General features: G+C 62.7%; 9 protein-coding genes. 7 read left to right on the forward strand and 2 right to left on the reverse strand.

Annotated features, from left to right (window positions below; all coding sequences use genetic code 11):
- Positions 1–45: 45 nt before the first annotated feature.
- The 7 genes from GTP44_RS10210 (at position 46) to GTP44_RS10240 (ending at position 10,396) form a co-directional block, all read left to right on the forward strand.
- A complete protein-coding gene (locus GTP44_RS10210; RefSeq protein ID WP_160991622.1) occupies positions 46–1,065 on the forward strand; it encodes a LacI family DNA-binding transcriptional regulator in 1,020 nt (339 codons plus the stop codon).
- 74 nt (positions 1,066–1,139) lie between these two features.
- Positions 1,140–2,414: a glycoside hydrolase family 5 protein gene (locus GTP44_RS10215; RefSeq protein WP_160991623.1), complete on the forward strand. Its 1,275-nt coding sequence runs from the start codon at positions 1,140–1,142 to the stop codon at positions 2,412–2,414.
- The gene (locus tag GTP44_RS10220) at positions 2,411–3,772 is read left to right on the forward strand and encodes a GH1 family beta-glucosidase (protein WP_161019342.1); all 1,362 of its coding nucleotides are present in this window, start codon (positions 2,411–2,413) and stop codon (positions 3,770–3,772) included. The genes GTP44_RS10215 and GTP44_RS10220 overlap by 4 nt, the downstream gene beginning before the upstream one ends.
- Before the next feature lie 56 nt (positions 3,773–3,828).
- Positions 3,829–6,333, forward strand: coding sequence for a glycoside hydrolase family 3 protein (locus GTP44_RS10225; RefSeq protein WP_161019343.1), 2,505 nt, complete (start codon positions 3,829–3,831; stop codon positions 6,331–6,333).
- Positions 6,334–6,353: 20 nt separating this feature from the next.
- Positions 6,354–7,640, forward strand: a complete 1,287-nt coding sequence (locus GTP44_RS10230) for a sugar MFS transporter (protein WP_161019344.1) — start codon at positions 6,354–6,356, stop codon at positions 7,638–7,640.
- A gap of 130 nt (positions 7,641–7,770) precedes the next feature.
- Positions 7,771–9,339: an oleate hydratase gene (locus GTP44_RS10235; protein WP_161019345.1), complete on the forward strand. Its 1,569-nt coding sequence runs from the start codon at positions 7,771–7,773 to the stop codon at positions 9,337–9,339.
- A gap of 31 nt (positions 9,340–9,370) precedes the next feature.
- The gene (locus GTP44_RS10240) at positions 9,371–10,396 is read left to right on the forward strand and encodes a hypothetical protein (protein WP_161019346.1); all 1,026 of its coding nucleotides are present in this window, start codon (positions 9,371–9,373) and stop codon (positions 10,394–10,396) included.
- A 4-nt stretch (positions 10,397–10,400) separates the two neighbouring features.
- On the opposite strand, the gene GTP44_RS10245 is transcribed toward GTP44_RS10240, so the two are convergent.
- Together GTP44_RS10245 and GTP44_RS10250 are read right to left on the reverse strand one after the other, a co-directional pair.
- Positions 10,401–10,868, reverse strand: a complete 468-nt coding sequence (locus GTP44_RS10245) for a cyanophycin metabolism-associated DUF1854 family protein (protein WP_161019347.1) — start codon at positions 10,866–10,868, stop codon at positions 10,401–10,403.
- A gap of 4 nt (positions 10,869–10,872) precedes the next feature.
- Complete coding sequence (locus tag GTP44_RS10250; RefSeq protein ID WP_160991630.1) at positions 10,873–13,143, reverse strand: cyanophycin metabolism-associated ABC transporter; 2,271 nt, start codon at positions 13,141–13,143, stop codon at positions 10,873–10,875.
- Between the last annotated feature and the right edge of the window lie 13 nt (positions 13,144–13,156).

The following is a 13,156-nucleotide window of genomic DNA, read 5'->3' on the forward strand; positions in this document are numbered from 1 at the left end:
CGGGTTATCCTTTCCGCCGCATAGACAGAACCGATAAGGGAATTCGTGGCAACCATCAAAGACGTAGCGCGGCTGGCGGGCGTGGGTTTAGGGACCGCTTCCCGCGTCATCAGCGGCAAGGGCGCGGTATCGAAGACCACGCAGGAGAAAGTGCTCAAGGCGATCGAGGAACTGGAGTTCCGTCCGTCGCACGCGGCGCGCTCGCTGTTGTCGGGAACCACGCAGATGATCGGTGTGTACATCCCGTGCCTGAGCGGCACGTTCTACACGCCGATACTGCAGTCGATATACACCGCGCTGCGTGAGGCGGGACTGAACATGGTGGTGGCGTTCGGCGTCGGCGAGGGCGACGCGCGCAATCAGGCGATCGATGGCCTGAATTTTCTGATCGAACGAGGTAGCGATGGCCTGATCGTGATGAGCAGTGATCTGATGGACGAGGATGTGGCGGCGCTGGGACCATTCCAGTCGCGCGTGGTGGTGATTAACCAGGCCTTCCCCAGCATCGCCGAGCAGTGCTTCACGGTCGATCACGAGGCTGGCGGCCGGCTGGCGGCGCGCACCCTGCTGGACGCGGGACACCGTCGGATCGCGGTGATCGCCGGTCGCGCGGCGGCGACCGACAACCAGCAGCGTATCGCCGGTTTCATGGCGGAGCTGGCGGCCGCCGGCATCGACACCCGCACCATGTGGGTGGCCGATGGCGAGTTCACGCCGGAAGGTGGGCGTGCCTGTGCCGAGCGGTTGCTGCGGTCGGGCGAGGAATTGACCGCGCTGTTTTGCGCCAACGATGAAATGGCGGTGGGCGCGCTGTCGGCTTTTCAGAAAGCCGGCGTGCAGGTGCCGCGGCAGGTGTCGGTGCTCGGCTACGACGATACGCACAGCGCGGAGTTCACCGCGCCGCAGCTGACCAGCGTGCATATCCCGTGGAGCGAGATGACGATGAGCGGCCTGAATTATCTGCTGAACCGTTGCTACGGTTTGACGCGGCCGGTGACGCGCGATTACCGGCTGCATGTCACGCAGCGGGCGTCATTGGCGCCGGCCGCGGGTAAAAAGAGGTAAAGACCGGGAGCGCGCGCCAGCCGCATGCTCTTTTTTTAGACGATAATGGAAACGATTCCAATAGCGAGGATGCCATGCTGATAAAACGACTGGTAGTGATGGCCGCGTGGCTGCTGGCCGGCGCCGCGCAGGCGCAGGGCGCTCTGCCCATGCTGCACACGGAAGGGACGAAGTGGCTGGCCGCCGATGGCACGCAGCCGGCGCTGCGCGGCGTCAATCTGGGCAATTACCTGATCCAGGAATTCTGGATGATGGGCCAGGAGACCAAAGCCGTCGACGACCAGTGCAAGCTGGAGGCGGTGCTCGATAAGCGCTTCGGCTATGAGGAGCGTCAGCGTTTGTACACGCTGTTCCGCGATAACTGGATCAAGGAGCGCGACTGGGACATGCTGCGCACGCTGAATCTGAACCTGGTGCGGCTGCCATTCATCTACAGCGTGGTGGAGGACGAGAAGAATCCGCGCCACCTGCGCGCCGACGCGTGGAAGTATCTGGACAACGTCATCGAACAGGCCGAGAAGCGCGGCATCTACGTGATCCTTGATCTGCATGGCGCCGTCGGCAGCCAGGGCTGGGAGCATCACAGCGGCTGCGCGGGGAAGAACCAATACTGGGACACGCCGGAGTATCAGGCGCGCACCATCTGGCTGTGGCAGCAGATCGCCGCCCGTTACAAGGACCGCGGCGCGGTGGCCGGTTACAGCATCCTCAATGAACCTTGGGGCACCACGCCGGAGAACATGGCGGCGGTCATGGGCACGCTGTACAAGGCGATCCGCGAGATCGACCGCAATCACGTGATCATCCTGCCCGGCCATGTCAAAGGCATCGACGCCTATGGCAAGCCTTCCGACCATGGCATGAGCAACGTCGCCTTTGAAATGCATCCGTATCCCGGCCACTTCGGCTGGGGCAAGCCGGGACTGGCCGTGCATCGGGGCTGGCTGCGATGCGAAGGTGACGGCGATAACGTCTGCAAGTGGAAGGCCAAGCTGGAGGCGCTCGATACCGCCTTCTTTGTCGGCGAGTTCCAGCCATGGGCTTTCACCGGCCCCGAACTTGGCGGCCAACTGCTGCGCGTGACCTACGACACCTACGTCGCCAACGGCTGGGCCTCGACCGCGTGGGCCTACAAGCTGGTGACCAACAAGGGCGGCCAGGGCAAGGGCACCTGGGGCCTGGTCACCAACGCGCCCGGCGCAAGAATTCCGAAACTGGATTTCAACAAGGCCTCGCTGGCCGATATCGAAAACCTGTTCCGCCGCTTTGGCAGCGTGCCGTATGAGCCGCAGCAATCCGCCATCAGGTGGATGAATTCTCCAACATCGCCTACTCCATTCAAACCATGACCATGATGCTTACCGATCTGCCGATGGCGATTCAACGTTCCGACTTTGCCGGCGATTTTGTATGGGGCGTGTCCACCTCGTCCTACCAGATTGAAGGCGCGGCCGCTGTTGATGGACGCGTGCCGTCGATCTGGGACACCTTTGCCGCCACGCCCGGCAAGGTCCGCGACGGTTCCACCGGCGCAGTGGCCTGCGACCACTATCATCGCTGGGAAGAGGATCTGGATCTGGCGCAGTCCATGGGGCTGAATGCCTACCGCTTCTCGATCGCCTGGCCACGCATCTTCAACGGTGTGGACGCCGAGCCGAATGCGAAAGGTCTGGCCTTCTATTCCAGGCTGGTGGACGGCATGCTGGCGCGCGGCCTGCAGCCATGGTGCACGCTGTATCACTGGGACCTGCCGCAGTACATCCAGGACCAGGGCGGATGGAACAACCGCGCCACCGTCGATCTGTATCTGCGGTATGCGGATGTGATGACCAGGCATCTGGGTGACCGCGTGAAGCACTGGATCACCCACAACGAGCCTTGGTGCACCGCCATGCACGGTAACTGGGACGGCATGCATGCGCCAGGCAACAAGTCGCTGCCGCTGGCGCTGCAGGTGTGCCACAACGTGCTGCTGTCGCACGGTCGCGCGGTGCCGCTGATCCGCGCCAATGTGCCGGATGCGAAGGTCGGTATCGCTTTGAGCCTGCATCCGGTGATGCCGGCCAGCGACAGCGCGACTGATCGCGCCGCCGTATCGCGTCACGACGCGCTGCGCAATCGCTGGTTCCTCGATGTGCTGTATGGCCGCGGCTATCCGGCGCAAGCGCTGGCGCTGGTCGGCGCCGATGCTCCTGTGGTGGAACCCGGCGATCTGGAAGCCATCGCCGTGCCGTGCGATTTCCTCGGCGTGAATTACTACTTTCCGGAAGTGGTCCGGGACGCGCCGGACGAATATCCGCTGCGTGCGCAGATCGTTTTTCCGCCGGATCGCCAGCGCACGGATTTTGGCTGGGAGGTTGCGCCGGACGGCATGGTGACGCTGCTGGAGCGCGTGGCGCGCGATTATCCGACCGGTGATTTGTATGTGACCGAGAACGGCTCCTCCTACGACGATCATCTTGAAGATGGCTTGGTGCGCGACACGGCGCGCCGCGATTACCTGATCCGCCACCTGGCGGCGGTGCGTGACGCGATTGCCGGCGGCGGCAGGATCAAAGGCTATTTCGCCTGGAGTTTGCTGGATAACTTCGAGTGGGCGGAGGGCTATCTGCGCCGCTTCGGCCTGACCTATATCGACTATGAAACGCAGCGCCGCATCGTCAAGCAAAGCGGCGAGTGGTACAGCGCCTTTTTACGCGGCGCCTAAGCCGTCATTCCGTCTGCTAGGGAATGGCGAAAACTTTAATAAGGGAGACATACACAATGAATTCACACAACCACATCCTGCGTCGCGCCGTCGTTGCAGCCACGCTGGCGCTGGGCGCCAACGTCATCGCCGCACCCGCCGCCAAACCGCTGACCGACTGGCCGCACATCACCAGCGCCGTCAAGCAGGACAAGGCCATGGAGGCGCGCATCAAGCAGATCGTCGCCGGCATGACGCTGGCGCAGAAAATCGGCCAGATGACGCAGCCGGAAATCAAATACATCACGCCGGACGACATCCGCAAGTACTACATCGGCTCCGTGCTGAACGGCGGTGGCAGCTGGGCGAACGGGAACAAGCACGCCAGCGCGGCCGACTGGGTCAAGCTGGCCGACGCCTATTACGACGCCTCGATGCGCACCGACATGAAGGTACAGATTCCAGTCATCTGGGGCATCGACGCGATGCACGGCAACTCGAATATGTACGGCGCCACGCTGTTCCCGCATAACATCGGCCTCGGCGCCGCGCGCGATCCGAAGCTGGTGGGCGACATGGCCAGGTCGGTCGCGCGCGCGGTGCGCGCCACCGGCATCGACTGGGTGTTTGCGCCAACGCTGGCGGTGGTGCGCGATGACCGCTGGGGACGCACTTACGAGAGCTTTTCCGAAGACCCTGCCATCGTCAAGGAGTACGCCGGCGAATACGTCAAAGGCCTGCAAGGCGATCTGAAATCCGACAACACGGTGGTGGCCACGGCCAAGCACTTTGTCGGCGATGGCGGCACGTTTGAGGGCAAGGACCGGGGGCTGAACAAATCCACTCCTGAAGAGATGATCAACATCCATGCCCAGGGCTACTACCCGGCCTTGGCCGCCGGCGTGCAGACGGTGATGGCGTCCTTCAACAGCTGGAACGACTACGGCAAGCTGCATGGCAGCCGCGAGTTGCTGACCGTCGCGTTGAAGGAGAAGATGGGCTTTGACGGTCTGGTGGTCAGCGACTGGAACGGCATCGGCGAAGTAACCGGCTGCGAGGAAGACAGCTGCGCAGCCTCGATCAATGCCGGCGTTGATCTGATCATGGTGCCGGAGAAGTGGAAGAGCTTCATCGCCAACACCATTGCGCAGGTGGAGAAGGGCGAGATTCCGATGTCGCGCATCGATGACGCGGTGACCCGCATCCTGCGCGTGAAGCTGCGCGCCGGCCTGTTCGACGGCAAGAAGCCTTCGCAGAACATCTACGCCGGCAAGCAGGAAGCCATGCAGGACCGCGCACTGGCACGCAAGGCGGTACGCGAGTCGCTGGTGCTGCTCAAAAATAACGGCAACGTGCTGCCGCTGGCGCGCGGCAAAAAGATTCTGGTGGTTGGCAAGAGCGCCGACAATATGTCCAATCAGTCCGGCGGCTGGTCGCTGACCTGGCAGGGCACCGACAACAAGAACAGCGACTATCCGTTCAGCGACACCATCCTGGCGGGTGTTCAGGAAGTCGTCGGCAAGGACAACCTTACCTACAGCGAGAACGCCGCTGGCGTTGACGTGGGCAAGTATGACGCGGTGATCGCGGTCATCGGCGAGACGCCATACGCCGAGGGCGATGGCGACATTGGCCCGGCCGGTACGCTGCGTCTGTCGGGCCGCCATCCGGAAGACCTGGCGGTGCTGCGGGCGGTGTCCGGCAAAGGCAAGCCGGTGGTGACGGTGCTGATCACCGGCCGTCCGCTGTACACCAATGACATCATCAATCTGTCGGACAGCGTGGTGGCGGCGTGGCTGCCGGGCACCGAGGGCAAGGGCGTGATCGATGTTTTGTTCCGCAAGGCGGACGGCAAGGTCAATGCGGACTTCCGCGGCAAGCTGTCGTTCTCCTGGCCGAAGTCGGCCTGCCAGACGCCGTTGAACGTCGGCGATGCGGATTACGCGCCGTTGTTTAAATATGGCTACGGCCTGAATTACCACAGCAAAGTCTCGGTGCCGCAACTGGATACGAGCTATCCGGAAGGCGGCTGCGGCAAGTCGCTGGCGGTGCCGGTGTACAATCCGACCGACCGCGCGACGTATGGCCTGTACGTCAGCAGCGGTGGTCAGCGCGTGGCGCTGGGGGCGGACCTGAACGCGGTGTTCAATCTGCCGACTGTAAAAGTGGAAACCGCGCAGATCAACACCCAGCAGGACGCCAAGCGTCTGACCTGGACCGGCCCGGCAAAACTGGAAGCACAGGCCAGCAAGGCGCACAAGTTGCCGGCGTTTGCCGGCACCGACGGTGCATTGCAGTTTGACGCCATTGTCACCGCCGCGCCGCAGGGCAAGGTGTTGATTGGCATGGAGACGGTGGAGCTGGATGCCGGCCCGGTATTGAAGCAGATGAGCGGCAAGGGCAAGCAAACGGTGAAGATACCGCTGGCCTGCTTTGCCGCCAAAGGCTTGCCGCTGGCCGCTTTCAGCACACCATTCAGCGTAGCCGCCGATGCGCCGTTCACCGCGACGTTCGCCAACATTCAGATCGTTGGCGGCGCCGCCAAGGACAAAGATGCGTTGGCGTGCGCGGATCTTAAATAATAAAAAGGGGAAAATAAAGCATGGAGCATTATTCGCAAACTGTTGTGGCGCCGGGGCGGTCGCAGACCTCGGGCGGCAATACCGGGCCACTGGTCATCGTCACCATCCTGTTCTTCATGTGGGGTTTGCTGACGTCCTTGAACGACGTGCTGATTCCGCATTTGAAGGCGGTGTACACGCTGACCTATGTGCAGGCGATGCTGGTGCAGTTCTGCTTCTTCGGCGCCTATTTCATCGTCTCGCTGCCGGCGGGGATGCTGATCAAAAAACTAGGCTACCAGAACGGCGCCGTGGCCGGCCTGACGATCGCGGCCGCCGGCTGCGCGCTGTTCTATCCGGCGGCGACCAGCGGCTACACTTTGTTCCTGATCGCCTTCTTCGTGCTGGCTGCCGGCATCACCATTCTGCAGGTGGCGGCCAATCCCTATGTGGCGGTGCTGGGTGATGCGCGCACCGCGTCCAGCCGTCTGACGCTGACGCAGGCCTTCAATTCGCTGGGCACCACGGTGGCGCCGGCGCTGGGCGGCATGCTGATTCTGGGCGGCGGCGTTCTGAGTTCGGCCGATCTGGCCAAGCTGCCGGCGGCGGAGCTGGCGGCCTATCACGCCAAGGAAGCGGCCAGCGTGCAAGGTCCGTATCTGGCGCTGGCCGCGGCGCTGCTGGTGCTGGCGGTGCTATTCGCGCTGGCGCGCCTGCCGAAGATCGTCGACGCGGAGCAGGGCGGGGCGCAAGCCGGCTTTGCCGACGCCTTGCAGCACCGTCACCTGGCGCTGGGCGCGGTGGCGATCTTCCTGTACGTCGGCGGCGAGGTGTCGATCGGCAGCTTCCTGATCAACTTCCTCGGCGAGCCGCATGTGGCCGGACTGACGGCGGAACGGGCTGCGCACTACGTCAGCTTCTACTGGGGCGGCGCGATGATCGGCCGCTTCATCGGCTTCGCGGTGATGCGCACCGTCAGTCCGGGCAAGGCGCTGGCCTTCAACGCGGCGGCGGTGATTGTGCTGGTGCTGCTGGCCATCTTCAGCGGCGGTTCGCTGGCGATGTGGTCGATCCTGGCGGTTGGTCTGTTCAACTCCATCATGTTCCCGACCATCTTCTCGATGGCTCTGAACAAACTGGGACCGCTGACCGGCCAGGGTTCGGGCGTGTTGTGCATGGCGATTGTCGGCGGCGCGCTGGTGCCGTTCGCGCAGGGCTATCTGGCCGACACCGTAAGCCTGCAACTGTCGTTCCTGGTGCCTGCCGCGTGCTACCTGTTCATTCTGTACTTCGGCCTGAAATACGCCGATATGTACACCGAAAAGTAAGCGCTTTTTGCTCGATCGCCGCGCCTTTTAGGTAAGCGCTTCTAATCACGGCTTTTCTGAATCTGGCGCGCAGACCCCGGTTGACTTGACTGCCTAGAATGGGCTCATCTCAACCGAGGGAGTGGGCATCATGCGTGATTCTGTTAAAGCATATTTGATTGGTGGCGGTATTGGCTCGCTGGCCGCCGCCGCGTTCATGATTCGCGACGGCGGCATCGCCGGCGGCGATATCACCATCTTCGAGGCAACGCCGCTGGCAGGCGGCAGTCTTGACGGCGGCGGCGATCCGGACGGCGGCTACACGCTGCGCGGCGGCCGCATGCTCACCACCGATAATTATGAGTGTGTGTGGGACCTGTTCAAGAGCATCCCGTCACTGGAGCACCCGGGGCAGACGGTGTATGAAGAAACCATCGCCTTCAACGAACTGTATAAAACCCATTCGCGTGCGCGGCTGGTGGACCGCAACCGCTTCAAGGTTGATGTCAGCTCGATGGGGTTCTCCATGCAGGACCGCTTGGAACTGGTGAAGCTGGAGGAGGCCGACGAGAAGGACATGGGCGACAGCGCCATTACCGACTGGCTGTCGCCGGCGTTCTTCGAGACCAAATTCTGGTACATGTGGGCGACCACCTTCGCCTTCCAGCCTTGGCATAGCGCGGTGGAGTTCAAGCGCTACCTGCGCCGCTTCATGAAGGAGTTCTCGCGCATCGAGACGCTGGCCGGCGTCAAGCGCACCGTCTACAACCAGTACGATTCGCTGGTGCGGCCTTTGCAGCATTGGTTGCGGCAGCAGGGCGTGCAGGTGCTGTTCGGCGCCACGGTCGAGGATCTGTCGCTGACCGACGACGCCTCAACGGTCACCGCTATTCGCTACCTTCGCAACGGCGAAACGCAGACTGTCCCGGTGCGCCCCGAGGACCTGGTGTTCTTCCAGAACGGCTCAATGACCGACGCCTCCAGCCATGGCGGCATGCACAGCGCACCGCCCAAGCTGGATAAGCGCGATAGCCAGGGCTGGGTCTTGTGGGAGAAACTGGCGGCGGGGCGGCCGCAGTTCGGCAACCCGGCGGCCTTCAACGCCAGCATTCCTGAATCGTGGTGGGCGTCTTTCACGGTCACGCTGAAGGATACCGTTTTCTTCGACCGCATGGAGAAGTTCACCGGCAACGTCGCCGGCACCGGCGGGCTGGTGACGTTCCAGGACTCCAACTGGTTCATGTCGGTGGTGCTGGCGCATCAGCCGCACTTTGCCGGACAGCCGCAGGGCGTGCAGGTGTTTTGGGGCTACGGCCTGCATCCGGACCGCATCGGCAACTTCGTCGCCAAGCCGATGGCCGAGTGCAGCGGTGAAGAGATTCTGCGCGAGTTGTGCGGCCATCTGAATTTCGATTACGCCGAGGTGATGGCGAAGGCGAATTGCATCCCCTGCCGCATGCCCTACATCACCAGCATGTTCATGCCGCGCCAGCACAGCGACCGTCCGCTGCCGGTGCCGGCGGGATCGCGCAACCTGGCCTTTGTCAGCCAGTTTGTCGAGGTGCCGGAGGACGTGGTGTTCACGGTTGAATATTCGGTGCGGGCGGCGCAGATGGCGGTTTATCAGCTGCTCGGCGTCGAGCGTGCGGTGCCTCCGATCACACCGCACGACGAGTCGCTGAAGGTGAAATTTGACGCGCTGATAAAGTCCTTTAAATGAGTTACCATCAAGCTCTCTTTGGAGAGCTTTTATGACTGTTGGCGGCTTAAGCAGGAAGCAGTGCTTTGGATTGATCGCGGTGCTGATGATCGCGGCGCACTATTTTTACTTCCGGGTGCCTTTCGTCGCCAACGACTATGGTAGCTACAAGGCGGAGTGGCCTTTGCTGGTGGATATGCTGATATCGCTGCCACTGCTGTACTACTTCATGTTCCGGCCCACGCTGCGCGAGTTTCTCAAGGCCTGGCTGGGGATTGCCGCGGCGGGCGTGCTGGTGGGGCGGCTGCTGATTCCGGCCGAGGATAAGCAGTTGTGGCGCGCGATCGAGGGTTATTGGCTGCTGGTGGTGGTGCTTGAGGTGGCGCTGGAACTCTATGTGCTGATGCTGGTGCTGCACCGCGTGCAGGCGGCGATGCGCTTGAGCGGCAATGCGGATGAAGCGATGGAACGCACCATTCGTGGCCAGCTTGGCGCTAGCCGCTTCGTGCCGTTCGCGGTGTTTGAGATGCGGGTGTGGTACTACGGCCTGTTCATGCGCAGGGGCGAGCGGTTGCGCTTTCGCGGCGAGCAGCACTTCAGCTACGACAAGAACGATGGCAACGTGTCCAACCAGTTTGCCTTCCTCATGGTGATGCTGTTCGAGATGCCGCTGATGCACATGTTCCTGCATCTGGCGCTGTCGAAGCCGAGGCTGGCGTGGACGCTCGATATTCTCAGTCTGATGTCGATGCTGTACCTGCTGGCGGAATACCGTGCCAGCCTATGGCGCCCGATCTCGCTCGACTACAATGCGCTGCTGATACGCAACGGTGTGCTGACGGGAGACCGCGAAGTCGCTTACGGCTTGATCGAGGCGGTGGTTCGCTGCGAAGATGGCATTCGTCGTCAACGCGGCATTCTACGCTTCCGTCAGTCCGGCCGTCTGAACGTCGAGATCCGGCTGCGTGAAAACAGCAAGCTGGCGACGCCCTTTGGCGGCGAGCAGTCCGTGTCCAGGATCTACCTGAGCCTGGACCATCCCGACGCCTTTATCGACGCGCTGCGCCAGCGCCTGTAATACGTTACAGGAAGCGGTCGAGGATTTTCTTGCTGTGTTTATCCAGTTCGCGCAGGTCGCGGACCAGGTAGTGGATGCCGTGGATGTCGGAGATCAGCAGCGTGTCGACCGTCAGGCGGCGGATGTCTTCTTCGCCGCGCAGCACGAATTCGGTGTCGCCGCGATCGGTCGCCACCGACCAGGTGCACGGCGTGGCGTAGCTGGTCACGCTGTTGATGCGCGATATCTCGGGCATGAATTCGCGGCCGCCCAGTTCCTCGGCCACCAGCGCGCCGATGGCCGGCGGCAGATCGCTGATCATGTCGATCCACGCCACTTCCTTGCCGTCCGTGTTGAGCAGCGAGATGCCATCCTCCGGCGCCTGCACCGGGAACGCGCGCACCGGCGAGACGCCTTCGTGCACCACGCCTTCCGTGGTGGTCAGCACCAGACGGCCGAAGGGATTGCGGGTCAGTTCAAATGTCGTCGTCATGTTGTTACTCCTTGCTGGCGTCGTCCAGGTCCACATCCACATTGCGGGCCTGCGCCTGATACAGGCGGTAGTACGCGCCTTCGCGCGCCATCAGTTCGTCGTGCGGGCCGTCCTCCACCACCACGCCGCGATCCAGCACCACCAGGCGGTCGGCCTTCTGCAGCGTGGACAGGCGATGGGCGATGGCGATGGTGGTGCGGCCTTGCACCAGGTTGTCCAGCGCCTTCTGGATTTCTTTTTCGGTCTCCGAGTCCACCGAGGCGGTGGCTTCGTCGAGGATCAGGATCTTCGGATCGATCAGCAGCGCGCGCGCGATCGAGATGCGCTGACGCTCGCCGCCCGACAAGCCCTGGCCGCGCTCACCGACCATCGAGTCGTAACCCTGCGGCAGGCGCAGGATGAATTCGTGCGCGTGCGCGGCGCGCGCGGCGGCGATGATTTCGGCGCGCGTCGCATCCGGTTTACCGTAGGCCAGATTTTCGGCGATGGTGCCGAAGAACAGGAACGGCTCCTGCAGCACCAGGCCGATGTTGCGGCGGTAGTCGGCCACCCTGAACGAGCGGATGTCTTTGCCGTCCAGCAGAATCGCGCCTTCGGCCACGTCGTAGAAGCGGCAGATCAGGTTGACCAGCGTGGATTTGCCAGAGCCCGAATGACCCACCAGACCGACCATCTGGCCTGCCTTGATATCCAGGTTGATGCCGCGGTTGACGGCGCGGTTGCCGTAACGGAAGCCCACCTCGCGCAGCGAGATATTGCCCTCGACCTTATCCAGCCTGACCGGATTGGTTGGCTCGGGCACCGAGGACACGTGGTCCAGAATGTCGAAGATGCGCTTGGCGGCGGAGGCCGATTTCTGCGTCACCGAGACGATGCGGCTCATCGAATCCAGGCGGCCGTAGAAGCGGCTGGCGTAGGCGATGAAGGAGGTCAGCACGCCGACGGTGATGTTGCCCTTGGAGACCTGGTAGATGCCGAACACCCAGATCACCAGCAATCCCAGCTCGGTCAGGAACGAGACGGTGGGCGAGAACAGCGACCACACCTTGTTCAACTTGTCGTTGACGGCCAGATTGTGCTTGTTGGCGGTGCGGAAGCGGTTTGCCTCGCGCGCCTCCTGCGCGAAGGCTTTCACCACGCGGATGCCGGGAATCGTATCGGCCAGCACGTTGGTCACTTCGCCCCACACGCGGTCGATTTTTTCAAAGCCGGTGCGCAGGCGGTCGCGCACCAGGTGGATCATCCAGGCGATGAACGGCAGCGGCGCCAGCGTGCACACGGCCAGCCACGGATCGAGATTGAACAGGATCACGCCGGTCATGATGATCATCAGGCAGTCGGACAGGAAGTCCAGCAGGTGCAGCGACAGGAACACGCAGATGCGGTCACTCTCGGAGCCGATGCGTGACATCAGATCGCCGGTGCGCTTGCCGCTGAAGTATTCCAGCGACAGCTGCAGCAGGTGCTCGTAGGTGGAAGTGCGCAGGTCGGCGCCGATGCGCTCCGAGGCCAGCGCCAGCACATAGGTTTTGCCCCAGCCGAAAATCCAGGCCAGCACCGCCGCGCCCACCAGGCCGGACATGTACAGCACCACCAGCGAGGAATCGACCTGCTTGCCGTTCTGGTAGGGGATCAGCACATTATCCATCAGCGGGATGGTCAGGTACGGCGGAATCATGTGGGCGCCGGTCGACAGCAGCATCAGCGTGAAGCCGAGCGCCAACTGCCATTTGTAGGGCTTGGCGAAGCGCCACAGACGGAACAGCGTCCACGTCGACGGTGGCGTGTAGACCACCTTGGTGCACACCGGGCATTCTTCCTGCTCCGGCTCCATTGGCGCCTTGCAGCTGGGGCAGACGTTGTTGTCGTCAACCACAACCGGCTCGCCGCTGGCGTGGCTGTCGCGGTGCGCGTCGAACTGTTCGACCAGGCGGATCGCCGCCAGATTCTGGCCCAGCGTGAAGCGCCACGCGCCCAGCCGGCCTTGACTGTTAACCAGTTCGAGGTGGCCGACGCCGGCGTGATCGTGGTGTTTTAGCACCATATCCGGCCCGAACGGCCACGCCTGCCACGCGTCCGCGCCCGGCGCGCGCGCCAGCACCCGGCCCGGCGTGACCAGCACGATCCCCTTCGAAAAACGAAGTTGCTGATCCAAGTCAACCTCCAGGGCACTTACAACGTTTTCCCCTTGGGAAAGTTGTGCCTGTATCTCGGAACGCCAGCGTTCGGGAAGCTCGCTTTGGCTGGATACGTTGGAAAGTTGTTCTGTCGTCATCGTGAGGCGTGCT

It is taken from the genome of Duganella lactea (genome assembly GCF_009857505.1).
GTDB lineage: Bacteria > Pseudomonadota > Gammaproteobacteria > Burkholderiales > Burkholderiaceae_D > Rugamonas > Rugamonas lactea.

Bases quoted from the DNA above. Each gene is read 5' to 3' on its own strand.
- GTP44_RS10215 (WP_160991623.1), top strand. From the start codon at position 1,140: ATGCTGATAAAACGACTGGTAGTGATGGCCGCGTGGCTGCTGGCCGGC.
- GTP44_RS10220 (WP_161019342.1), top strand. From the start codon at position 2,411: ATGACCATGATGCTTACCGATCTGCCGATGGCGATTCAACGTTCCGAC.
- GTP44_RS10225 (WP_161019343.1), top strand. From the start codon at position 3,829: ATGAATTCACACAACCACATCCTGCGTCGCGCCGTCGTTGCAGCCACG.
- GTP44_RS10230 (WP_161019344.1), top strand. From the start codon at position 6,354: ATGGAGCATTATTCGCAAACTGTTGTGGCGCCGGGGCGGTCGCAGACC.
- GTP44_RS10235 (WP_161019345.1), top strand. From the start codon at position 7,771: ATGCGTGATTCTGTTAAAGCATATTTGATTGGTGGCGGTATTGGCTCG.
- GTP44_RS10240 (WP_161019346.1), top strand. From the start codon at position 9,371: ATGACTGTTGGCGGCTTAAGCAGGAAGCAGTGCTTTGGATTGATCGCG.
- GTP44_RS10245 (WP_161019347.1), bottom strand. From the start codon at position 10,868: ATGACGACGACATTTGAACTGACCCGCAATCCCTTCGGCCGTCTGGTG.
- GTP44_RS10250 (WP_160991630.1), bottom strand. From the start codon at position 13,143: ATGACGACAGAACAACTTTCCAACGTATCCAGCCAAAGCGAGCTTCCC.